Source organism: Stenotrophomonas sp. STEN022 (genome assembly GCF_056760155.1).
In genome coordinates this window covers 19,479-41,324 of record NZ_JBRREG010000002.1, presented here as the reverse complement: position 1 = coordinate 41,324, position 21,846 = coordinate 19,479, and the positions used below count along the sequence as shown (strand labels likewise).

General features: G+C 61.7%; 20 protein-coding genes. 12 read left to right on the top strand and 8 right to left on the bottom strand.

Annotated features, from left to right (window positions below; genetic code table 11):
• Nucleotides 1-215: 215 nt before the first annotated feature.
• On the bottom strand, nt 216-1,058 hold the full coding sequence (locus ACVOMF_RS00975) for a methylenetetrahydrofolate reductase (RefSeq protein ID WP_481507686.1): 843 nt from the start codon (nt 1,056-1,058) through the stop codon (nt 216-218).
• Between the two features lie 115 nt (nt 1,059-1,173).
• Nucleotides 1,174-2,109 carry a LysR family transcriptional regulator gene (locus ACVOMF_RS00970; protein WP_481507648.1) on the bottom strand — a complete coding sequence of 312 codons (936 nt, stop codon included), beginning with the start codon at nt 2,107-2,109 and terminating at the stop codon, nt 1,174-1,176.
• A 128-nt stretch (nt 2,110-2,237) separates the two neighbouring features.
• Between ACVOMF_RS00970 and msuE the strand changes: the two genes are divergently transcribed.
• The 3 genes from msuE to ACVOMF_RS00955 all read left to right on the top strand — a co-directional run bounded on the left by msuE (nt 2,238) and on the right by ACVOMF_RS00955 (nt 4,942).
• On the top strand, nt 2,238-2,825 hold the full coding sequence (msuE, locus tag ACVOMF_RS00965; protein ID WP_481507647.1) for an FMN reductase: 588 nt from the start codon (nt 2,238-2,240) through the stop codon (nt 2,823-2,825).
• A 74-nt stretch (nt 2,826-2,899) separates the two neighbouring features.
• The gene (locus ACVOMF_RS00960; protein WP_481507646.1) at nt 2,900-3,883 is read left to right on the top strand and encodes a DUF1852 domain-containing protein; all 984 of its coding nucleotides are present in this window, start codon (nt 2,900-2,902) and stop codon (nt 3,881-3,883) included.
• Between the two features lie 30 nt (nt 3,884-3,913).
• Nucleotides 3,914-4,942: a methionine synthase gene (locus tag ACVOMF_RS00955; RefSeq protein WP_481507645.1), complete on the top strand. Its 1,029-nt coding sequence runs from the start codon at nt 3,914-3,916 to the stop codon at nt 4,940-4,942.
• Nucleotides 4,943-5,069: 127 nt separating this feature from the next.
• On the opposite strand, the gene ACVOMF_RS00950 is transcribed toward ACVOMF_RS00955, so the two are convergent.
• From ACVOMF_RS00950 to ACVOMF_RS00940, 3 genes are all read right to left on the bottom strand, one after another.
• Complete coding sequence (locus tag ACVOMF_RS00950; RefSeq protein WP_481507644.1) at nt 5,070-5,738, bottom strand: dihydrofolate reductase family protein; 669 nt, start codon at nt 5,736-5,738, stop codon at nt 5,070-5,072.
• Between the two features lie 23 nt (nt 5,739-5,761).
• Nucleotides 5,762-6,307: a hypothetical protein gene (locus tag ACVOMF_RS00945; protein WP_481507643.1), complete on the bottom strand. Its 546-nt coding sequence runs from the start codon at nt 6,305-6,307 to the stop codon at nt 5,762-5,764.
• Nucleotides 6,308-6,550: 243 nt separating this feature from the next.
• Nucleotides 6,551-7,210: a lysoplasmalogenase gene (locus tag ACVOMF_RS00940; RefSeq protein WP_481507642.1), complete on the bottom strand. Its 660-nt coding sequence runs from the start codon at nt 7,208-7,210 to the stop codon at nt 6,551-6,553.
• Nucleotides 7,211-7,514: 304 nt separating this feature from the next.
• Between ACVOMF_RS00940 and fdhD the strand changes: the two genes are divergently transcribed.
• Nucleotides 7,515-8,357 (top strand): formate dehydrogenase accessory sulfurtransferase FdhD, encoded by an 843-nt coding sequence (fdhD, locus tag ACVOMF_RS00935; RefSeq protein ID WP_481507641.1) that lies wholly within the window; start codon nt 7,515-7,517, stop codon nt 8,355-8,357.
• Between the two features lie 60 nt (nt 8,358-8,417).
• On the opposite strand, the gene ACVOMF_RS00930 is transcribed toward fdhD, so the two are convergent.
• Nucleotides 8,418-8,576, bottom strand: a complete 159-nt coding sequence (locus tag ACVOMF_RS00930) for a hypothetical protein (RefSeq protein ID WP_481507640.1) — start codon at nt 8,574-8,576, stop codon at nt 8,418-8,420.
• Between the two features lie 102 nt (nt 8,577-8,678).
• On the opposite strand from ACVOMF_RS00930, the gene ACVOMF_RS00925 reads away from it, so the two are divergent.
• The gene (locus ACVOMF_RS00925; protein WP_481507639.1) at nt 8,679-10,955 is read left to right on the top strand and encodes an FdhF/YdeP family oxidoreductase; all 2,277 of its coding nucleotides are present in this window, start codon (nt 8,679-8,681) and stop codon (nt 10,953-10,955) included.
• Between the two features lie 82 nt (nt 10,956-11,037).
• On the opposite strand, the gene ACVOMF_RS00920 is transcribed toward ACVOMF_RS00925, so the two are convergent.
• Together ACVOMF_RS00920 and ACVOMF_RS00915 are read right to left on the bottom strand one after the other, a co-directional pair.
• Nucleotides 11,038-12,600 carry an EAL domain-containing protein gene (locus tag ACVOMF_RS00920; RefSeq protein WP_481507638.1) on the bottom strand — a complete coding sequence of 521 codons (1,563 nt, stop codon included), beginning with the start codon at nt 12,598-12,600 and terminating at the stop codon, nt 11,038-11,040.
• Between the two features lie 209 nt (nt 12,601-12,809).
• The gene (locus tag ACVOMF_RS00915) at nt 12,810-13,616 is read right to left on the bottom strand and encodes a TOBE domain-containing protein (RefSeq protein ID WP_481507637.1); all 807 of its coding nucleotides are present in this window, start codon (nt 13,614-13,616) and stop codon (nt 12,810-12,812) included.
• 181 nt (nt 13,617-13,797) lie between these two features.
• On the opposite strand from ACVOMF_RS00915, the gene ACVOMF_RS00910 reads away from it, so the two are divergent.
• From ACVOMF_RS00910 to ACVOMF_RS00880, 7 genes are all read left to right on the top strand, one after another.
• Nucleotides 13,798-15,783, top strand: a complete 1,986-nt coding sequence (locus tag ACVOMF_RS00910) for a TonB-dependent receptor plug domain-containing protein (protein WP_481507636.1) — start codon at nt 13,798-13,800, stop codon at nt 15,781-15,783.
• A gap of 2 nt (nt 15,784-15,785) precedes the next feature.
• Nucleotides 15,786-16,325, top strand: a complete 540-nt coding sequence (locus tag ACVOMF_RS00905; RefSeq protein ID WP_481507635.1) for a DUF2478 domain-containing protein — start codon at nt 15,786-15,788, stop codon at nt 16,323-16,325.
• The gene (locus tag ACVOMF_RS00900) at nt 16,322-17,359 is read left to right on the top strand and encodes an ABC transporter substrate-binding protein (protein WP_481507634.1); all 1,038 of its coding nucleotides are present in this window, start codon (nt 16,322-16,324) and stop codon (nt 17,357-17,359) included. The genes ACVOMF_RS00905 and ACVOMF_RS00900 overlap by 4 nt, the downstream gene beginning before the upstream one ends.
• The gene (locus tag ACVOMF_RS00895) at nt 17,356-18,375 is read left to right on the top strand and encodes a FecCD family ABC transporter permease (RefSeq protein WP_481507633.1); all 1,020 of its coding nucleotides are present in this window, start codon (nt 17,356-17,358) and stop codon (nt 18,373-18,375) included. The genes ACVOMF_RS00900 and ACVOMF_RS00895 overlap by 4 nt, the downstream gene beginning before the upstream one ends.
• Before the next feature lie 2 nt (nt 18,376-18,377).
• Nucleotides 18,378-19,148 (top strand): ABC transporter ATP-binding protein, encoded by a 771-nt coding sequence (locus tag ACVOMF_RS00890; protein WP_481507632.1) that lies wholly within the window; start codon nt 18,378-18,380, stop codon nt 19,146-19,148.
• Entirely contained in the window at nt 19,148-19,954 is an 807-nt protein-coding gene (locus ACVOMF_RS00885; protein ID WP_481507631.1) for a class I SAM-dependent DNA methyltransferase, read from the top strand. The genes ACVOMF_RS00890 and ACVOMF_RS00885 overlap by 1 nt, the downstream gene beginning before the upstream one ends.
• 269 nt (nt 19,955-20,223) lie before the next feature.
• Entirely contained in the window at nt 20,224-21,795 is a 1,572-nt protein-coding gene (locus ACVOMF_RS00880; RefSeq protein WP_481507630.1) for an SDR family NAD(P)-dependent oxidoreductase, read from the top strand.
• The last annotated feature ends 51 nt before the right edge of the window (nt 21,796-21,846 follow it).

The following is a 21,846-nucleotide window of genomic DNA, read 5'->3' as shown; positions in this document are numbered from 1 at the left end:
GCTGCCGCAACCTCTGCAACCCCTCGAGAGCACAACTTGAGCAAAGGTACCGGGAAGATCGATTCATTGAACCCCCAATCCACATCGCAAGCACTACGCTTGTATGCCTACAGCGGCTTCGCATGGCTGCAAGCTGAAAGGATCCTAGCCGGGTTCTCTGGCTATTTGATTGCGCTTTTTTCAGGCCGGCGCCAGCTTGGCCGCGCGCGCCCGAACTAGCTGCGAGCGCGGTATTGCTCTACCCATTCCACGGACTGGGCGATGCCGCCGAATGGGAATATGTGCAGGCTCACGGCTCCATGTGCGTCTGTCAGCCCGCTGGCCAGACGGTCGACAAACCGATCCGGCCCCGCCGTTCCGAACAGCTTGCCAATCGAAATGCCGTACTTGGACCAGATCGACGCGCTAGCGCTGACGCCGCACATCGCCGCGTAGCGGGCCAACACCGCAACCCCTGCCGGGCCTGGCATGCCCACGCGCACCGGGTAATCGATGCCGCGCTCGCGCAATGCTGCCAGCCAGGTCAATACGATGTCGGCATCAAACCCGAACTGGGTGACGATCATCGGCGCCATGCCCCGGTTTTCGATGCTGCGGCACTTGCGTTCAAGCATCTCCCAGCGCTCGCTTTCACTCATCACCGCGTGCCCTTCAGGATGCCCAGCCACGCCAACGAGCTTTATGCCTGAGCGTTCGAGTACGCCTGTTTCAATCAGCGAGGCGCTATCCGCAAACGGACCTTTGGGGCTTGGGGTATCCCCGGCAATCACAAAGCAACGCTCGACACCCGCCTCATCGACCGCACGAGTGATGAACGACTCCAGCTCGACGAGTGAGGCAATTCGCCGCGCCGGGATATGCAACATGGGTTCAAAGCCCAATCCACGAATTGCGGCCGCAGCAGCCAGTCGTGCGCCATTGTCTTCACTCGCCAGGTAGGGAATGAAGACGGTTGAGCCGGTTGCTATCCGGGCAGCGGCTGCAGCAAGCGCTGGAATAGCTTTGCCACTCACTTCCAAGGAATAGTCAGCGGTGATGTTGTGCGTGGACATTGGCATATCGTGATGATTCAAGGGTCTTACCGTGATGCATTTCAAGTGAGTGCCCGGCCCCACTCTTTCTGATCGAACGTTTGAGGCAAGGAGCGGAAGATTGGATAGGGGCAATCGGGATTCAACGAAACGGCTTATCTGCCGACCCTTGCCCAATGGTCGAGGCAGCCACCGCGGTTGAATGCCGGGCCAGTTCGATGAAAGCGCGCACGTAGTCGATGCTGGTGTCCGTTTCACGCGCGCCAAGGAAGATCTGCTTGGCGATGCCGCGCGCGCCAAGCCGCACCGGCACCACGTCCATCCTGCTGGCATACTCCTCAACCAACCAGCGTGGCAGTGCTGCCACGCCACGGCCACTGGCCACCATCTGCACCATGATGTCGGTGGTTTCGATTGCTTTGTGCCGCCGGGGCGTGATGCCCGCAGGCAACAGGAACTGGCTGTAGATATCCAGACGCTCGATGTCCACCGGGTAACTGATCAGGACCTCGCGGGTCAGCTGCTGCGGCTTCACGTACGCCACCGACGCCAGTGGATGGTCCTTGGCCACGACCAGCACCTGCTCGTAGTCGAACACGGGTTCGAACTTCAGGCCCGGCTTGAACAAGGGATCGGGCGTCACCAGCAGGTCGATCTCGTAGCCGAACAGCGCCCCGATTCCGCCGAACTGGAACTTCTGCCGGACATCCACGTCCACATCCGGCCATGCTGCCAGATAAGGCGACACCACCTTGAGCAACCACTGATAGCAGGGATGGCATTCCATACCGATACGCAGTTCGCCGCGCTCACCCTGCGCGAACTGGCTCAGCCGTTCTTCTGCCAGATCCAGTTGCGGCAACACCCGGTTGGCCACCGCCAACAGGTACTGCCCGGACTGGGTGAGCCGCAGGCTGCGACCTTCGCGCAGCCAGATGTCGGTACCCAGCTGCTGTTCGAGCTTGCGGATGCTGTGGCTCAAGGCTGACTGGGTCAGGTTCAGCACGCCCGCTGCGGCAGTCAACGAGCCCTGCTTTTCGACCTGCTGGACGATGCTCAGATGGATGCGCTCAAGCATATTAATGAATTTTCTTCATGGAATCGTGAAATTAAACCATTTTACGTCATGGAAAACCGCAACTAGGATCGAACCTCACCAGCCACTCCATTCAGCTGGCTGACGATCCAGACCTCTTGAAGGCAGACATGACCCACCCTCCCCCACTTCGCGTCGTAGCGGTTTCCGGCGGCCTGCAGCGCCCCTCCAAGGCCGCGGCTCTGGTCGAACATCTGTCGAACCTGATTGCTGCCGAGGTCCACTGCGAAACCCAACTCGTCGAGCTGGGCCAACTCGCCTCTCACCTTGCCGGTACGGTCAGGCGCAGTGAGCTACCCGATACGGTGGAGCTCGGTCTGTCGGCAGTCGAGCAGGCGGATGTTCTGGTGGTGGCCACGCCGGTCTACCGCGGCTCCTACACGGGGCTGTTTAAGCATTTCTTCGATTTTGTCGACCAGGATGCGCTGATCGACACGCCTGTTCTGTTGGCCGCCACCGGCGGCAGTGAGCGCCATGCGCTGATGATCGACCACCAGTTGCGGCCACTTTTCAGTTTCTTCCAGGCACGCACCTTGCCGCTGGGCGTGTACGCGACCGACAGGGACTTCGCGGGCCACGAACTGGAGAACAAAGACCTGATCCTGCGCGCCAAGCTGGCGGTCGAACGCGCGTTGCCGGTGCTTGAGCTGGCCCGTCGCACGGCAACAAGCGCCACCAGAGCCATCGCCGCAGCCTGAAAGCAAACTCCCCCACAGAATCAGCATGACGCTGTGCTGGCCCATATCCGCAGAACCTACGGTAGCGCATCGCAATGAAAGAAAACTTTGAATTCAGCATCAAGCGCATCTGCTTCGACGAAAACTACCAGCCATTGGACAGTACGCGGCTGACAACCAACTTCGCCAACTTGGCGAGGGGTAACAGCCGCCAGGAAAATCTGCGTAATACGCTGAAGATGGTAGACAATCGGTTCAACAGCCTCGCCGATTGGGACAACCCGATGGGAGATCGCTATGCAGTCGAACTTGAAATCATCTCTGCCGAAATGAACGTCTCGGGCGTAGGCCAGACCGATGCTTTTCCGCTGATCGAGATATTGAAAACAAGCATCGTTGACCGCCAGACCAAGACACGTATCGACGGAATCGTAGGAAACAACTTCTCTTCCTATGTGCGTGACTACGATTTCAGCGTGTTGTTGCCGGACTACAACAGCAACCGCACCGTTTTTGCCACACCGGATGACTTTGGTGACCTGCACGGAAAGCTGTTCAAGCACTTCGTGAACTCGCTTGCCTACAAGGAAAACTTCAACAAACTTCCAGTGATCTGCATCAGCGCGTCCAGCAGCAAGATCTACCACCGCACTGCCAATCACCACCCGGCACTGGGCGTGGAGTACCTGCAGAACGAGCTGTCCTCAACCGATCAATACTTCGCAAAGATGGGAATGCAGGTCCGCTTCTTCATGCCGCCGGACAGTGTTGCGCCATTGGCGTTCTATTTCTTCGGCGACCTGCTGGGTGACTACACCGATCTGGAGCTGATTGGCACCATCAGCACGATGGAGACCTTCCAGAAGATCTACCGGCCCGAGATCTACAACGCCAACTCTGCGGCAGGAAGTGTCTACCAGCCCAGCTTGAAGCACCAGGACTACTCGCTGACAAAGATTGTCTATGACCGTGAAGAACGCAGCCAGTTGGCGATCAAGCAAGGACGCTTCACCGAAGAGCACTTCATCAAACCGCACCGGCGGACGCTGGAACAGTGGGCCGCCGCCTGCCCGCTCTGATCATCCAAAAGGAACTCGAAACAAATCGCCATGAAGAAATTGTTGCCCACCTCTACCGCCGGCAGCCTGCCAAAACCCGCCTGGCTCGCCCAGCCCGAGAAACTCTGGTCACCGTGGAAGCTTCAGGACGAGGAGTTGCTTGAAGGCAAGCAGGATGCCCTGCGCCTTTCCCTGCACGAACAGTTGCAGGCAGGTATCGACATCGTCAGTGATGGTGAGCAGACACGCCAGCACTTCGTCACCACCTTCATCGAGCACCTGGATGGCGTTGACTTCGAAAAGCGCGAGACGGTGCGGATCCGCAACCGCTATGACGCCAGCGTGCCCACCGTCGTGGGGGCGGTCAGCCGGCAGAAACCGGTCTTCGTCGAGGATGCCAGGTTCCTGCGCCAGCAGACCAGACAGCCAATCAAATGGGCCTTGCCCGGCCCGATGACGATGATCGATACGCTCTACGATGACCACTACAAGAGTCGCGAGAAGCTTGCCTGGGAGTTCGCCAAGATCCTCAATCAGGAAGCCAAGGAACTGGAAGCGGCAGGTGTCGACATCATCCAATTCGACGAACCCGCCTTCAATGTCTTCTTCGATGAAGTGAATGATTGGGGTGTTGTTGCCCTTGAGCGGGCGATTGAGGGGCTCAAGTGCGAGACCGCCGTGCACATCTGCTACGGCTACGGCATCAAGGCCAATACCGACTGGAAGAAGACCCTGGGGTCGGAGTGGCGCCAGTACGAGGAATCTTTCCCGAAGCTGCAGCGGTCCAAGATCGACATCATCTCGCTGGAATGCCAGAACTCGCATGTGCCCATTGACCTGCTCGAACTGGTACGTGGCAAGAAGGTGATGGTCGGGGCCATCGACGTTGCCAGTGACATCATTGAAACCCCTGAAGATGTAGCCAGTACACTGCGCAAGGCGCTCCAGTTCGTGGATGCGGAAAAGCTCTATCCATCCACCAACTGCGGCATGGCCCCACTGTCTCGCCAGGTGGCCAGAGGCAAGTTGCATGCACTCAGTGCCGGTGCCGAGATCGTTCGCCGCGAGCTGCTTGCCTGATGTCTGTAGCCCGGGTACGCACAGCGCACCCGGGATTGGGAATTGACTGGCAGCAGAAACAGGCCTTGGGGTCAGGACGGGGTATCCGTGAAACCGCAGAACCTCGACCTTCCGATGCAAGCCATTGTCAGTCGTACGCACGCCTGTAGTGCATGACAACTGCGCCGTTGCGCAGCGGCGTCGATGAAATCAGCTCCAGCCGTCGCGTACCGGTCAGCCCGCTTTGGTAAAGCGTCGGTCCGTGACCTGTGATCCTGGGATGGACGAGGAACTTGTACTCGTCGATCAGATCCAGTCGGTCCAGCTCGGTAGCGAGCATACCGCTACCGAGGAGCACGCCGGCGGGGATTGCGTCTTTGAGCGCTTGCACGCTCCTGCGCAGGTCTCCGCTGATATGGTGGCTGTTGGTCCAAGGAAACTCCGTTCGCGCCGACGACACAACGTACTTCGGCTTGGTCTCCAGTTTGGTCGCCCAGTCACGCATCGCCGGCGTGGCCTCTTCGTCACCGCGAGCGACCGCCGGCCAGTAGCCCTCCATCATCTCGTAGGTCACGCGGCCCCAGAGCATCGCTCCAGCCTCATCCATAAGGCGACTGAAGAAGGCATGCGTCTCCTCGTCGGCGATACCTTCCTGGTGGTCAATACAGCCATCCAGCGTGATGTTCAGGCTGAAGGTTAGAAGTCCCATGCGAGCTTGCTCAGAGTTGGACGTTCCATTGGATTGTCGCTTGTCGACGAGCACCTTGCAGCACCGAACTGATATCCATGCCGCGATCAGCCAGCGTATCTCGGCCATCTGGGGACGCCATCCAATACAGCTTAAGGCGCCACATTCGATTCCTTGACTTGTTGGGGGGAGCAATTATTTCCTTCTTCAAACCCCCACGTTCGCAGGATGTGTCTGTACTTTCGCCCTGCACTGCGCTGGCTCTGCTCCTTCACTTCCATCGTCACAAGACTCGACTCACCCTTCGTACTGGGACCTGTCAGCAAATTCGTCTCCCGGCCAACAAGCCTCTCTTCAAGCTGTACGCGCCGCCAAGCAGTGCCGTCTACTGACTGGTATTCGATATAGGGTGGTATCGGCCTATCCAGCGCATACCAAGTCTCGCAGTAGTAGAACGTCGCCACGATCGACCATGTTCTAGTTTCTGTGTTGTGATCAAGAAGAACCGGCACGTAGTAATCACGCCATTCGGGTGGAAACGTGAAACCATCCGGGGCTTTGCTGATCGAGATCGACATTTCGACAGGCTCTCTCCAGCCACCTGTCCCGCCAAGCTCCGAGTACGTCTTACCTTGCGCAGTCCGTGCAGCAACGATGACGTGTCCATCAGTGAGCCGGACTTCTTCCAACCATTTCACGCTTGCTCTGTCGCACCCCACAAGCGTCAATAGAGCCAGAAACGCCAATGGGAACCCTGACCACCGCGTGCGAAGAACATTTGATGCAACTCGTTTTAATGAGAGCATGTTCTCGCCCTGCCTCCTCTTGGTGGGGGATTCAGCTATCAATCACAGCGCTGGAACACGACCTTTCCAATCTCAGAAAAACAGCCACAAGACAGATCCACAGCCTCGAGTAGTGGCGGGGAGCTGAAGGGACTGTCAGCTGGTACCTGCATGCATCCAGCCAACCGAACAGGTGAGGATGATCTGCGCCCCGTAGTAGAGCGGCAAGCCCCAGAGCTTATTATTGGCACCCGGCGCCACGAAACGGTTGCGAGCAACGGCGACGTCCGAGATCGCAAATATCACCGCACCAACTGCAAGCATCCATGTTCCAGAAGCTGCGCTTGCCGAGATCGCCAAGGCGCACATCGCAACAATAGCCGTCACGTATGCCGTAACGGCGACGCGATAGAAAGCCTTCAAATGGCCCCAAAGCCATGCGAGAACCGCAATCCCGAGACAGCTCATGAGAACGAGTCCCGCGACCAACGCAGTAACACTGGTAGGCAGGGACGCAAAAGCGACGGCAAAAAACAAATGGGCGAGCAGGAAACTGGCCAGACCAAGCAGGAACAGGCGGCTCTTCTGAGACAAAAGGAATACATCCCCAACCCAACTTAGTCCGAGTGCCATCAGGATCAATTGCCCATAGGCTGATGCTGTCGCGTTGAGTTGAAGCGCCAAAGCCAGGAATGCCGTACTGGCGACAATCTTCAGCATGGATTTTCCTATCTTCCAGCCGCGGTACTCGCTGAAGACCAGCCCGGCACAAGCAATAAGGCAAACAGCGATTGTGAAGCTTGTTCCAGTCTGCATGGTGATCTGCGTTCTCCCCAACGCTGCAATGATGTCGAGCTGTGAAGCGGGTGCGCCTGGGTGAACTGTCGGCTGGGATCATTGCGACCATCGGCCAAGCTGGAACTCCAGGCTGCCAGTCACACCAAGATTGCCTTGGCCAGTGCCTCGTAGGCAACAAGGCCAACTCGGACCGGGCCTAACAGGATTATCGTGTTTCGGCAGCACCCTGATTTGACCATCACGTGGTTGAGCTATTCTTCGACCCAAGAAGCGTGCTCCAGAACTCCACATCGCTCAGCCAAGCCGCCAGGTCGCCGCCCGCATGTCCAGAGTCGATCCAACTTCTGTTGATGAAACGCTGCCTGGGGTCGTTGCCAGGCGAACGATCCGCTGGTCCAAGGCTGAGCGGAGTCAGATAGCTGACAGTGTCGCCGAGGAAGTCCCGGTTGCGATGCGTTACAACGATGTGCCCTTTTCCGTACTGATGGCAACGCCCTCAGACTTGGAAGATCTGGCACTGGGCTTTTCTCTGACTGAGGGCCTCATTGCGGATACCTCTGAGTTGATCGGTGTCGAAGTAAGCCCCTTCATCGAAGGTGTCGAGATTCACATTCGGGTGACCAGCACGGCACCTGCGGCTTCCCTGTCCGCCAGCTCGAGCCGGGCACTGCCCGGGCGCAGTGGCTGCGGTTTGTGCGGTGCACGACTGCTGGAGGACGTCATGCGCCTGACACCACCGATTGGGAGGCGCTCGACATTCCCTGTGGCTTCATTGCGATTGGCGCTGTCGTCGCTTCCCAGAATGCAGCCGATGAACCTGGCTACCGGTTCCATCCACGCCGCTGCCTGGGTGGAACCGGACGGTAGAATCACCCACGTTCGAGAAGATGTGGGACGTCACAACGCACTGGACAAGCTGGTCGGGGGCCTGCGTCGTGCGTCCATATCGACCGAAGCAGGTCTGGTCCTCCTATCGAGCCGGGCCAGCTATGAAATGGTGAGCAAGGCAGCGCACGCTGGCATGGCCGTTGTTGCCGCCGTTTCCGCGCCGACTGCACTTGCCATCGACCTGGCGAACGCAGCCGGTATCTGCCTGATCGGCTTCGCCCGCCGTGATCGATTCAACGTGTACTCGCATCCAGACCGGTTGCTTGGTTTTGACTAGAGAATGATGAGGCACAGGACGCAGCGGACAGGTCTATGGCAAAGAACTCCGTTCTGGAAATCACATGAAACCAACATTCAGACGCTCAGTGTTGCAGCCATAGCCGAGAGCGCCGCGTTGACCGGGATGAAATTCAGCTGCCACCACCCGGGCGGTCCGCTTGATGATCACTTCGTCTCGACTTGATTCTGCGTTACTGACGAAAAGCAGACGTTCCATGGCTGCATTAAAAGTGGCCGAAGCGGATCGTCCAGGCCGGGCCACGGATTCAGGCTGGCCCTTCCCTTCCTTGATGAGCCCGTACCACAGTGAGGCATCACCATGAGCGAGAAGGACATCCCAGGCATCCGCAAGTACGATGCTCCTGCAGGAGGCTGGGGGGCGCTGCGGGCAACCGCGAAAGCGATCAGTGAACAGATGGCCGCCCCGGAAGCTGCGATCACGCTGTTCCGGACCAACAAGCCGGAAGGCTTCGATTGCCCCGGCTGCGCGTGGCCTGACCGCAAGCACACCTCGACCTTCCAGTTCTGCGAGAACGGCGCGAAGGCGGTGACCTGGGAAGCCACCAAGAAGCGGGTGACCCCGGAGTTCTTCGCGGCAAACACCGTTTCTTCGCTACTGGAAATGACAGATTTCCAGCTGGAGGATCAGGGGCGCCTGACCCATCCCTTGGTCTACAACCTGGATAAGGACATCTATGAGGCCGTGGAGTGGGATGAGGCGCTCAGCCGGATCGGGCAGATCCTGCGCGAACAGCCAGACCCAAACATGGTCGAGTTCTACACCTCCGGGCGCGCCTCCAACGAGGCTGCTTTCCTCTACCAGATCTTCGCCCGTGAATACGGGACGAACAATTTCCCCGACTGTTCCAACATGTGCCACGAGGCCACCAGCGTTGGCCTGCCGTCATCGATTGGGATCGGCAAGGGCACCGTCTCCCTGGATGATTTCGACGCCTGCGAGCTGATCATTTCCATCGGGCACAATCCGGGGACCAACCACCCCCGCATGATGGGTACGCTGCATGAGGTTGCACGCCGCGGCGCTCCCATCATCGTGCTCAATCCACTGCGCGAACGCGCCCTGGAGCGCTTCGCCGATCCGCAGGACCCGCTGGAGATGGCCACACTCGGGGCAACGGAGATCGCCTCTTCCTATCTGCAGCCGCGCATAGGCGGCGATGCCGCAGCACTGAAAGGCATCATGAAGGCCCTGCTGGAGATGGAGGCGGCCGAGGGCGAAGACGCCGGGATTCTGGATCGCGCGTTCATTGAAGAACACACCCGGGGATTCGACGCCCTCGCCGAAGACCTGCAGGCGGCGAGTTGGGAAGCAATCGTGTCCGAATCAGGCTTGCTTGAGGATGACCTGCGCAAGGTCGCCCAGGCCTATGCCAAATCCAACGCCACCATCATCACCTACGGCATGGGGATTACCCAGCACAGCACGGGCACCAGGAATGTCCAACAGATTGCCAACCTGCTGCTCCTGCGTGGCAACTTCGGCAAGCCCGGCGCGGGAATCTGTCCATTACGTGGGCACTCCAATGTGCAGGGGGACCGCAGCGTCGGCATCACCGAAAAGCCCAGCGTCGAGATGATCGATCGCATCGAAAAGCGGTTCGGGTTCCGCGCGCCAGGCGAGCATGGCCACGATGCCGTTGCTGCGATGCAGGCCATCATTGAAGGCCGCTCGACCGTACTGATCTGCCTTGGTGGAAATCTGGCAGTCGCGCTCCCTGATGGCGAAGCCTGTTTCGCAGGCATGCGTAGCCTGGAGATGTCGGTACACGTTGCGACCAAGCTCAATCGTAGCCATCTACTGGTCTGCAAGAACACCGTCATCCTGCCCTGCCTTGGCCGAACCGAGCTGGACATTCAAGCCACTGGGCCGCAGGCGGTCACCGTGGAAGATTCGATGTCGATGGTGCATGCGTCGCGGGGCAAGCTGAAACCCGCCTCTGAGCAGCTGCGTTCAGAGCCGGCAATCGTTGCAGGCATCGCCAGCGCAACCCTGCCATCGAGTCGCGTGCAGTGGATGGAAATGGTGGCTGACTACGATCTGATACGTGAAGCCATCGAAGCAGTGTTCCCCGATTTCTCGGACTACAACGCCAGGATCCGGATTCCCGGCGGCTTCCGCCTGCCTTTGCCGCCCACCGAACGCATCTGGCGCACTGCGTCGGGCAAGGCCGAGTTCCTACGCTTCTCGGGGCTGGCTGAAGACCCAAAACCTGTCGACAAGGCGGTGCTGAAGCTGGCAACCATCCGCAGCCACGACCAGTACAACACCACGATCTACAGCCTGGATGATCGCTACCGGGGTGTCTTTGGTCGCCGCGATGTCGTGTTCATGAACGAAGCAGACATGAGCGAACGCGGAATCCAACAGGGAGATCGGATCCGTATCAGGACGGCGCTGGACAACGAGGACGACAGGGTTCTGGAAAACGTCATTGCGGTGAGTTACCAAATATCCCGTGGCTCGGTAGCGACGTATTACCCGGAGGGGAACTGCCTTATCCCATTGAGCTACATCGACCCTGCCAGTGGTACCCCTTCCTACAAATCAGTGCCGGTGCACATCAGCCGGGCGTAGTTACCTTCCCGCCTTCGTGACGCGTGATGATTGAAGACTGTCAGGCCGGCGGTTTCGAGGGGTGTTGCTTTTCAGTGCGACGTCAGGTTTCGGCTGCCGAAACACCCTTCCCTGCCGTGAAGGCCAGGAACTGGTGGATGGGAAGCGCCTTCGCGTAGAGCCAGCCCTGCCCGAACTGCACACCGGAATGCTTCAGATAGGCTTCCTGCTCCAGCGTCTCGATTCCTTCGGCGATGACCGTCAGCTTCAGGGCATGCGCCATGTTGATGATGTGGTCTGCCACGATGCTCTGCGCAGCATCAGCACCGATCACGCAGGTAAAGGACTTGTCGATCTTGAGTGCATCCAGCGACAGGCCTTCAAGCAGGGAGAGGCTTGAATAGCCGGTGCCGAAGTCATCAATGGTGACCCGATAGCCGAGGGAGCGCGCATTTCCGATTACCGCTGCAGCCGCTGCTGCGTTGATGAAGCCGCGTTCGGTGATCTCCAACCAGATCTGCTGCGGCCGGAGACCTGCCTTCGCCACCGCTGCATTCAAACCATGAAGGAAACGCCCGCTCTCCATTTCGTTGGCGGGGATATTGATTGAGAGATGAGCATCTTCCTGTCTGCGCAGGTAGTGGCCCATCTCTGCCACACCCACATCGATCACCAGGTCGGTCAGCGGTGAGATGAGACCGGTTGCCTCCGCCAGCGGAATGAACTGGTCCGGGGATGCTGTCGGCGTACCTGGTCGCTGCCACCTGACCAGCGCTTCGGCTCCGATGCACAGTCCATTGGCCAGGTTGATGATGGGCTGGTAATGAACCACGAATTCCCTGTCCCTGATCGCCAACTCCAGCGTCTTCGCGGGCGACAGTTGCTGCCTCGACACCCAGATGATGAGGCCGATCAATACCAGCGAGATTGCCGCGCCGACGGGTAGCAGGTAACGCCATTCCAAGCCTGCCGTGGCCCCGGTCAGCGCGGTGTCAGTCAGCGCAAAGGCGACGAGGCCAGCCACCGGCCGGGAGGAAAATGCGTATTGACCGCCGGTGCCCTGCTGGTTGCCCGCAAGCAGCATCTGAATCACCTGCGGCTCGACGATGCCAGAGGCTTCAAGAACCCGCCCGTCACGACTGGCGACGCCGTACACGACCTGCGTGGTGATCACCAGGTCGGTAAGCCGGCCTGGGGTAATCAGCACCCCGTAATCGCCGCGCCGGACCTCGACCCGAGGTTCCCCCCTGAACAACCTCGGCAACTCGGCATACGAAAGCGTGCTGCCGTCGCCAAGATCCAGGTCCGCATCACCGGCCGGCACCGGCGGCGAGATCACGCCAAGCCGGGTGCATACCAGTTCTCCGTCCACGAAATAGCCCAGGTCCTCAATGCTGCGGGAGTCGGCAACCACCTGGCCCATCATCTTCAGGTGCGCGAGCGAGCAGTCGGCATGACCAATGCTTCCTGCACGTACAAGTGCGCGCTTGGCATCATCCAGTGTACGTTCGGTGCGCTTTGCAGTGGATGCAGCGACATCGTCCAGATGCTGTTGCTGTGCCCCCAGCGCCTGCTCGCGCTGCACCCACGACAGTCCGATCAGTGGAAGAACACCCGCCGCAATTGCCAGGACGCCGGCGGCGAGCAGTACCGATTTCCTTCTCATGCAGCCTCGCCGTCTCGGCACGCGTCCAATCCTGACAGCGTACCGTAAAGCCACAGGCCATCGCAGCGTGCAAATCCCTGCGCTACCAAGGGCCTTAGCGCGTCGCCCCCGCGGTCACCGCGTACGCTCGCATGACAACCCGCCATTGCCGCCGGGTTCGCGCGCCTGTTCCAGCGCAACGCGGGCCAGATCTGCGCTTTCCCGGGGTATCACATCGACACACCAATGATGACGCTGGATGCGTTGAACAACACCACCGCCGGGCCGCCCTCCTCCAGCTCCAACGCGGCTGTCCCGGCCCGGGTGATGACGGCAACCACACTGCAGCCGTGGCCGATATCCACCACCACTTCGTCGTTGACGGCGCCTTCGGTGATGCGCGCCACCGTGCCGTTGAACTGGTTGCTTGCCGAACACCGCGTGCCCTGGCCCTGCGCCAGCAGCACCGACGACGCCTTGATCAACGCATAGGCTGGCATGCCAACCTCCAGCCCCAACGATTCCACGCTGCCGTGGGTGATGGTCGCCACGACCGCGAGCCCAGGCGCGACTTCGATCTGCACTTCGTCGTTCACTGCGCCCGCCGCAACGGCACTGATCCTGCCGTGGAACTGATTGCGCGCACTCGTGATCATGCCGATCCTCCGTATCAACGCCATGTCCTCATCCAATCCGGCGGGAACCTGCTGGGACTGCAGGAAGGCTCGGTGCGCGCGTTCAAGCTGCTCGAAGCGCGCAACCAGTTGGCGTCCGCGCTCGGTCAACTGGGCACCGCCGCCGCCACGCCCGCCAACGCTGCGTGCCACCAAGGGTTCGCCGGCTGCCGTGTTCATGGCGTCCACGGCGTCCCAGGCGTTCTTGTAGGTCATGCCCATCCGCTTGGCGGCTTGGCTGATCGAACCGCAGGCGTCGATGAACCCCAGCAAGGCGAAGCGGCCACGGCCGCCCAGGCTTTGCCCGGCAACCTTCAGCCATAGGCTGCCTTGCAGCTCAAGCATGGGGTCTGTCTCGCTCATCTGGTCTGGTACCCGCCTGCGATAACTGTGGCCAGTGTAAGCCGCACGCCATCTCCCCCCGGCTTGATATCGATCAAGGACGCTCTAGCGCTCTCCCCCGAGAATCCCTGCATCGGTCACCAAGTTGATCTAACTGCACCGTTATATCATCTTGGATATAGCGAATCCGAGGATTGCGAGTATGCGCACCTGCCGTTTCGTTCTGCCGCTGTCAGCCCTTCTGCTCCCCCTGTCGGCCGCAGCTGCCGACACAGCAGCTGCTCCGCCGGTTTTCACCTTGGGCAGTGTCGATGTCCATGCCGAGCGCGGCACTTCTCCCACTGTCGCCGAGCGCAACCTGGACGCGGACCGCATCCAGCAGCTGGACCGCAACACTGTCGGAGAGGCAGTCAGCGTGCTGCCGGGCGTCAGCCTGGCACGCAATTCGCGCAACGAGGACATGGTCTACCTGCGCGGCTTCGATCCCCGTCAGGTACCGGTATTCCTCGACGGCGTCCCCCTGTACGTGCCTTATGACGGCTATGTCGACTTCGGTCGTTTCACCACCTTCGACCTGGCCCGGATCGACGTCGCCAGTGGCGCCGCTTCACTGCTCTATGGGCCCAACATCCTGGGCGGGGCGATCAACCTGATCAGCCGGCGGCCGGAGCGTCCATTCGAGGCTGACCTGCGGCTGGGCATCGCCGATGGCGGCGAGCGCAAAGCAGCAGTCAATCTCGGCGGACGCCAAGGTGATTGGTACTACCAGCTCGGCTGGTCAATCCTGAAGGCCGATGAGTTCCCACTCCCGGATGGGTTCGTCGATTACAAGCGCGTACCTACCGACACCGGTGATGACCGCCGCAACGCCGACCGCGAAGATCGCCGCTTGTCATTCAAGCTCGGCTACACGCCGCGTGAGGGCGATGAATATGCCATCGGCTACGCGCGCCAGGATGGCGAGAAGGGCAACCCGGTGTACACGGGAACCGCACGCAGCGGCATCCGTTACTGGCGCTGGCCATGGTGGGACAAGGACAGCCTGTACTTCATCGGCAATACCCAGCTCGGTCAATACACGACCTTGCGCACCCGCCTGTACCGCGACACCTACGGCAATGGGCTTGAGGCCTACACCGACGGCAGCTATCAAACCGCGCTGGACAACACCAGTTTCCCCAGCATCTACGACGACAAGACAATCGGCGGCTCGCTGACCGTGGCCAGCAACGCCCTGCCCCGCCAGCAGCTGCAGCTTGCATTGCATTACAAGGAAGACCAGCACAGCGAGCGCAACCCGCACTCGCCGACCAAGGACTTCCGCGATGTCACCACCTCGGTGGCAATCGAAGACCGTATCGCACTGACCGACACCGCGCACCTGCGCGCAGGCCTCGGCCATGACCGTCGCGAGGCCAAGCGTGTCTACTACTGGCCGACCGGCAGTGCCGATGCCACCAATGCCGTTCTGGAGTACGTGCAGCAATTGGCACCGGAGCAGCAGTGGTATGCCAGCGCCGCATGCCGCACGCGCTTCCCCACCATCAAGGATCGCTACTCGGCACGCATGGGTGCCGCACTGCCCAACCCTGACCTCGCTCCCGAGCATGCCACCCATCTCGAACTGGGCTTGCGTGGTAGCTGGTGGCAAGGCAGCCAACTGCAGGCTGCGGTGTTCCACAGCCGCATTGATAACCTGATCCAGACCGCCGTCGTTGCTTCGCCTGAGTGCGGCGGGCGCACCTGCAACCAGGCGCAGAACATTGGCCGGGCCCGCAACGTCGGCATGGAGCTGGGCTTGCAGCAGCGCATCGGCGGCGACTGGGACCTGCAGGCAAGCTACACCTGGTTGCGGCGCACCAACCTGGAGAACCGCGATGTGGCCCTGCTCGACAGCCCGCGCCAGCGCTTGTTCATGGCCGTTGGCTGGCAGCTGCTGCCGCAGTTGCGTCTGCAGGCCAGCCTGGAAGCCGAACAAGGTCGCAAGGTCAGCTATGCCGATACCACTCGTCCGGTGCGTACCCTGCCTGGCTTCGGCATCGGTGGGCTGAAGGCGAGCTGGTCACCGCGCGGCAACGTCGGCTTTGATCTGGGCGTGCGCAATATCGGTGACAAGTGGTACGAGCTGGCCGATGGCTACCCCATGCCCGGTCGCACCTGGTTTGCCAATGCCAACTGGAGGTACTGAGCATGAGCAGCGCGCAGCCCGCACGCATCGCCGCCATCGTGCACGACGGCAATGGTGAGCCCGATGGACTGCTGGCGGCTTTCGCTGCCCGCCAGCTCGCAGCCGGGCACCGCGTCCGCGGGCTGGTGCACCTGCCTCATGCACCAACAGCCACGGGCAAGCGCATGGTGCTGATGGACGTAACCGATCCGCAGTCCCGCTACCCCATCAGCCAGGCGCTGGGCGCTGCTGCCTGCGGCTGCAATCTCGATCCGCGGGGCATTGCCGATGCCAGTGTCGTACTACGTCGCGCCGCGCAGGAACCGGCGGCGCTGGCGATTGCCAATCGGTTCGGCACGCTCGAGTCGCAAGGCGGCGGCATGGCCGACGAACTGTTGGCGCTGATGCTGGCCGGCATCCCGCTGCTCACCGCAGTGAAGCTCCCCTATCTGGAAGCCTGGCGCGCGTTCACCGGTGGCATGGCGGTTGAGCTTCCCGCCACCGACGCGGCCCTGCAGCAATGGTGGGATAGCTGCCGCCAGCAAGATCAGGAGGCGACATGAAACGTCGCGCCCTGTTGCAGGCCTTCGCGCTGGCTCCACTGCTGTTTGCAGGAGGCCGACTATTGGCAATGCCCGCACAACGCGTGCTGCACCTGGGCGAACCGAAGGGCACACCGCAGCGCGTGTTTGCCGCGGGCGCCCCGGCAGCGGTGCTGGTTGCGGCGATCGCGCCGCAGCGATTGCTGGGCTGGCCCATGCGGGTTTCACCAAGCGCGCTGGCGCTGCTGCCCACGGCACTCCGCGGCCTGCCAATGGTCGGCCGTCTTGCCGGACGCGGCAGCACCGTCAGCCTGGAACGCCTGCTTGAGCTGCAGCCGGATCTGGTGCTGGATGCCGGTGATTTCGATGCAAGCTACCGTGACTCCGCCGAGCGTGTGTGGCAGCAGACCGGAATTCCGGTCGAGCTGGTTGCAGGACGTTTGCCCGATCATCCTGCACAGCTGCGCCATGTCGGCAAGCTGCTTGGTGTGGCCGCGCGTGGCGAGGCGCTGGCGCTGGCAGCGGAAGCCCAGCTGGCGTTGGTGCGCGAGGTGCTTGCCACCCGCCCTGCTACCTCGCGCCCGACTGTCTACTACGGGCGCGGCAGCGATGGGCTGGAGAGTGGCCTGTCCGGTTCGATCAACACAGAGGTCATCGAATTCTGCGGTGGCCGCAATGTTGCTGCTGCGGCTGGCAAAGGGGGGCTGGCACGTGTTTCGCTGGAGCAACTGTTGGCCTGGGACCCGGACGTGATCCTTACCCAGGACGCCGCATTTGCCGCAAGCGCAGCACAGGACGCACGTTGGCGCAGCCTGCGTGCGGTGCGCGAAGGGCGCTTGCACTGCGCACCGTCACTACCGTTCGGTTGGCTGGATGGCCCGCCCGGCGTCAATCGGCTACCAGGCTTGCCGTGGCTGCTGTCGCGGCTGCACCCCGGTGTATCGCCGGCGCTTGCACCGGCAGCACTGCGCACGCGCATCAACGCGCTGCATCAACTGCTTTGGGATCAGTCGCTACCAGCGGACATCGCGCGCAGCCTGGATGGTCGCCAATGACGATGCGCCCGATGCCGCGCTGGGCGTGGCATGCCGGTGGCTGGGTGCTGCTGGCGGCATTGATCCTGTTTGCATTCTCGGTTGGCCAGTTCCCTGTATCGCCGACACGCGTGGTGCAGTCGATAGCCTGGCAGCTGTTTGGCATTGGCGAGCCAAGTCCGCCCGCTGTGCATGCGGCGCTATGGAACATCCGTCTGCCGCGCGTGATCGCGGCCGTGCTGATTGGTGCGGTGCTGTCCGCTGCCGGGGCGGCGTATCAGGCGATGTTCCGCAATCCTCTGGTTTCGCCCGACATTCTTGGTGTCTCCGCGGGTGCCGGGCTCGGTGCGTCGCTGGCATTGTTCCTCGGCCTGCCATTGTTGCTGGTGCAGGGCTTCGCCTTCGCCGGCGGGCTGGCAGCGGTCGGCTTGGTCTGTCTGGTGGCAGCGCTGGTGCGCCGGCATGAACCGATACTGGTGCTGGTGCTGGCCGGCGTTGCGGTGTCGGCGCTGTTGGGCGCCGGCATTTCGCTATTGAAGTTGCTTGCAGACCCTTACACCCAGCTTCCTTCAATCACGTTCTGGCTGCTCGGCGGATTGAATGCCGTTGTCCTTGATGATCTGCGCGTCACCGCACCGCTGCTGCTGGTCGGGTTGTTGCCGCTGCTGTTGCTGCGCTGGCGCATCAACCTGCTCAGCCTCGGTGATGAGGAAGCCAGCGCATTGGGAGTGGCGGTCACACCGCTACGCTGGACGCTGATTGCCGCGGCGACACTGTGCACAGCGGCTGCTGTGTCACTGGCTGGCATCATCGGCTGGGTCGGGCTGGTGGTGCCGCACATCGCGCGCTTGCTGGTAGGCGCCGATTTCCGTCGGCTGTTGCCGGCAAGCCTGCTGCTAGGTGCCAGCTTCCTCCTCGCCGCCGACACACTGGCGCGGACCTTGGCGCCGATTGAACTGCCGCTCGGCATTCTCACTGCCTTCGTCGGTGTGCCGTGTTTCCTGTTGGTGCTGGCACGCAGCGAGAGCCGGGCATGAGCATGGGCGACGTTCTCCTGCAGGCACGCGGGCTGACGGTAGGCCATCGCCAGCAGCCCTTGGGCGAGCCTTCGGACCTGCACCTTCATGCGGGCGAAGTGCTGTGCCTGCTGGGCCCGAATGGCTGCGGCAAGACCACGCTGTTCCGCACGCTGCTTGGCCTGCTCCCCGCCATTTCTGGGGAGATTGCGTTGCAGGGGCAGCCGCTGCAAATGCTCGGCCGCAACCAACGCGCCCGGCAGTTGGCCTACGTTCCACAGTCGGCGCCGTGCGCCTTTGCCTGGCGGGTGCTGGAAGTCGTTGCCATGGGCCGCGCCGCCCATCTTGGTTTGTTGGCCACGCCCACGCGTGCGGACGAAACAATTGCCCTTGACTGCCTGGATCAGCTCGGCATCGCCGCATTGGCGCAACGCGTGGTCAGCACCCTCAGTGGCGGTGAACGCCAACTGGTGTTGATAGCGCGCGCACTCGCGCAACGTGCACGGATCCTGATCATGGATGAACCTACCGCCAGCCTCGATTTCGGCAACCAGCTGCGCATTCTCGATACTGTGCGGAGCCTCGCCGATCGCGGCATCGGCGTGTTGCTGTCCACGCACCAACCGCAGCATGCGCTGCAGGTAGCTGATCGCATTGCCTTGATGGCCAATGGAAGCCTGCAAGCATTGGGCCCGGCCCGCCAGGTCGCCACACCCGAACGATTGGCCCAGCTCTACAACGTCGATGCCTCGCGCATCGCCATTGCCCTTCCTGACCTGCAGTCACTGTCCTGATGACCACACTTCCAGCCCCCATCGATCACATGGCCCGCTACCGCCAGCACCTGCTGGCCTGCGGCTTCCAGGCCAAGCCCGCCGGCGCGTGGGATGCGCGTGCGGCGCAGTCGAGCTGGAAGCGTCGGCACGACGACTACAGCGAGGCATTCCTGGCGCGACTCGACCTGAGCGGTGTGAACAGCGTGCTGGACGTTGGTTGCGGACCCGGCCTGCTCAGTTTGCCAATCGCCGCGCAGGTGCAACAGGTCCATGCCCTGGACTACAGCCAGGGCATGCTTGATGGCCTGCGCGCCGCCATCTGCGCCCAACAGGTCCACAACATCGAAGCACACCATCTGTCATGGGAGGACGACTGGAGCAGGCTGCCCGTCTGCGACGTCGCCATCGCCTCGCGTTCACTGATGGTCCCAGAGCTGGATCAGGCGCTGATGAAACTCGACGCGCACGCAGCGCAGCGCGTCTACGTGACCTGTACCACGCAGCCGCGTACTGGCGTCATGGAGCTTGCGGCACTGCTGGGTCGGCAATGGATTCCCATACCGGACCATCGCTATGTGATGGAGCTGCTTTGGGACTTGGGACGGGAGCCACGGCTCGACTACCTACCGGTTTCGGCATTGGACCAAGCGCAGACTGCCGACGACCTGATCCGCCAAGCAGAACAGGTGTTCGGCGAGCTGCAGATGAACGAGCAAAACAGGATCGCGGAGTGGCATGGGCATTCGCCCCTGAATCGACTCGGATTGGCACCCACCAGGCGTTGGGCCTTCATCTCCTGGGAAACCACGGCTCAAACTCGCTGAGATGGCGCATTGCGCTGATGGCCCAGGTCGGCGAGACCGGTCCTTGGCGCCGTTCAAGCTGCATCAGCTCCGGTGAGACCGGTCCGGGAAAGCGGCCGTGCAGGCGCTGCCGCCCGTCCATCAACCCGACATTGGCGCCAAGCCCCTGATATCTGGGACAATTGCCACCGGCCGGACGCTCCCGGCCCGCTACAGCATGGACCCGCATCGAGGCGGTCATCGCTCTGCTGTCCATTCACGGCTTGCCGCCGCTCTTCCCGGATCGTCATTTGAACGCCATCGATACCCCTGTTGACCCTGCCCTGCCCTTGGCGGATCGCCTGCGCGACGCGCTGGATCTGCTTGAGGCCATTGAAGCCGATCGCGGCATGCTCGACGCGCTGCCCGAAGCCGACCGCGTGCGCCTGCATCAAGTCGTTGCCAAGGTGTTCCACCCCGAACCCAAGGCGCGCCGGCAGATGCTCAAGAAGCAGGCCCGTGAGCGCCACCAGGAAAAAGTGCGCAAGTCCGAGGCACTGCTTGAACAGACCGGCATCCGTGCCCTGCGCCGCAAGCCGGTGTTCAGCACACCGAACTACTTCCCGCCGCATGCAGCCGGGTTGCACGATGCCAGCAATGGGGAAGGTGCTGCCGCAGCCGAAGCGCCGGTGCATTCGCCCGAGCTGCGCCACTGCTACGTGTGCAAGCAGAAGTTCACCCTGCTGCATCACTTCTACGACCAGATGTGCCCGGCCTGCGCCGATCTGAATTACATCAAGCGCACCGAGACCGCCGACCTGCGTGGGCGCGTGGCGTTGCTGACCGGTGGCCGCGTCAAGATCGGCTACCAGGCCGGCCTGAAGCTACTGCGTGCCGGCGCCGAGCTGATCGTGACCACGCGCTTCCCGCGCGACTCGGCCGCCCGCTATGCCGAAGAACCCGATTTCGCCGTGTGGGGCCACCGCCTGCAGGTGTACGGGTTGGACCTGCGCCACACGCCCAGCGTCGAGGCCTTCTGCAGCGAGCTGTTGGCCACGCGCACGCGCCTGGACTTCATCATCAACAACGCCTGCCAGACCGTGCGTCGTCCGCCGCAGTTCTATGCGCACATGATGGCCGGCGAAACCGCTGCCGTGCAGAGCCTGCCGGAAACCATCCGCAAGCTGATCGGCAATTACGAAGGCCTGCGCAGCGCGGACCTGCTCCCCGTCGCGGCAGCCGCACTGCCGTCGCCGCAAGCTGTCGGTACTGACGGTTTGACCCGTGCTGCCGAGTTGTCGCAGGTGCCTCTGCTGGCTGACGAACTATTGGGCCAGCGCCATCTATTCCCCGATGGCCGCCTGGACCAGGACCTGCAGCAGGTGGACCTGCGCGACAGCAATTCCTGGCGCCTGCGCATGGCCGAGGTGCCGTCGGTGGAGCTGCTGGAAACCCAGCTGGTCAATGCCATCGCACCGTTCATCATCAACGCACGCCTGAAGCCACTGATGCTGGCCACGCCTGAGCGCGACAAGCACATCGTCAACGTGTCGGCGATGGAAGGCCAGTTCTACCGCAACTTCAAGACCACCCGCCATCCGCATACCAATATGGCCAAGGCCGCGCTGAACATGATGACGCGCACCTCGGCGGCCGATTACCAGAACGACGGCATCCACATGAACAGCGTGGATACCGGCTGGGTCACCGACGAAGATCCGGCGGGCCTGGCAGCGCGCAAGGTGCAGGAAGAACGTTTCCACCCGCCGTTGGACATCGTCGACGGCGCCGCCCGCATCGTCGACCCGATCATCCACGGCTTCAACACCGGCGAACACGTCTGGGGCCAGTTCCTGAAGGACTATGCGCCGACGGACTGGTGAGATAGCAGACGCCGATTGAAACGGTGGTTCAGCCCGACGGTCCGGGTTGAA

What these genes read in the sequence shown, in the direction of transcription:
- ACVOMF_RS00975 (WP_481507686.1), bottom strand. Translation starts at nt 1,058, where the DNA reads ATGCCAATGTCCACGCACAACATCACCGCTGACTATTCCTTGGAAGTG.
- ACVOMF_RS00970 (WP_481507648.1), bottom strand. Translation starts at nt 2,109, where the DNA reads ATGCTTGAGCGCATCCATCTGAGCATCGTCCAGCAGGTCGAAAAGCAG.
- msuE (WP_481507647.1), top strand. Translation starts at nt 2,238, where the DNA reads ATGACCCACCCTCCCCCACTTCGCGTCGTAGCGGTTTCCGGCGGCCTG.
- ACVOMF_RS00960 (WP_481507646.1), top strand. Translation starts at nt 2,900, where the DNA reads ATGAAAGAAAACTTTGAATTCAGCATCAAGCGCATCTGCTTCGACGAA.
- ACVOMF_RS00955 (WP_481507645.1), top strand. Translation starts at nt 3,914, where the DNA reads ATGAAGAAATTGTTGCCCACCTCTACCGCCGGCAGCCTGCCAAAACCC.
- ACVOMF_RS00950 (WP_481507644.1), bottom strand. Translation starts at nt 5,738, where the DNA reads ATGGCCGAGATACGCTGGCTGATCGCGGCATGGATATCAGTTCGGTGC.
- ACVOMF_RS00940 (WP_481507642.1), bottom strand. Translation starts at nt 7,210, where the DNA reads ATGCAGACTGGAACAAGCTTCACAATCGCTGTTTGCCTTATTGCTTGT.
- fdhD (WP_481507641.1), top strand. Translation starts at nt 7,515, where the DNA reads ATGTCCAGAGTCGATCCAACTTCTGTTGATGAAACGCTGCCTGGGGTC.
- ACVOMF_RS00930 (WP_481507640.1), bottom strand. Translation starts at nt 8,576, where the DNA reads ATGGAACGTCTGCTTTTCGTCAGTAACGCAGAATCAAGTCGAGACGAA.
- ACVOMF_RS00925 (WP_481507639.1), top strand. Translation starts at nt 8,679, where the DNA reads ATGAGCGAGAAGGACATCCCAGGCATCCGCAAGTACGATGCTCCTGCA.
- ACVOMF_RS00920 (WP_481507638.1), bottom strand. Translation starts at nt 12,600, where the DNA reads ATGAGAAGGAAATCGGTACTGCTCGCCGCCGGCGTCCTGGCAATTGCG.
- ACVOMF_RS00915 (WP_481507637.1), bottom strand. Translation starts at nt 13,616, where the DNA reads ATGAGCGAGACAGACCCCATGCTTGAGCTGCAAGGCAGCCTATGGCTG.
- ACVOMF_RS00910 (WP_481507636.1), top strand. Translation starts at nt 13,798, where the DNA reads ATGCGCACCTGCCGTTTCGTTCTGCCGCTGTCAGCCCTTCTGCTCCCC.
- ACVOMF_RS00905 (WP_481507635.1), top strand. Translation starts at nt 15,786, where the DNA reads ATGAGCAGCGCGCAGCCCGCACGCATCGCCGCCATCGTGCACGACGGC.
- ACVOMF_RS00900 (WP_481507634.1), top strand. Translation starts at nt 16,322, where the DNA reads ATGAAACGTCGCGCCCTGTTGCAGGCCTTCGCGCTGGCTCCACTGCTG.
- ACVOMF_RS00895 (WP_481507633.1), top strand. Translation starts at nt 17,356, where the DNA reads ATGACGATGCGCCCGATGCCGCGCTGGGCGTGGCATGCCGGTGGCTGG.
- ACVOMF_RS00890 (WP_481507632.1), top strand. Translation starts at nt 18,378, where the DNA reads ATGGGCGACGTTCTCCTGCAGGCACGCGGGCTGACGGTAGGCCATCGC.
- ACVOMF_RS00885 (WP_481507631.1), top strand. Translation starts at nt 19,148, where the DNA reads ATGACCACACTTCCAGCCCCCATCGATCACATGGCCCGCTACCGCCAG.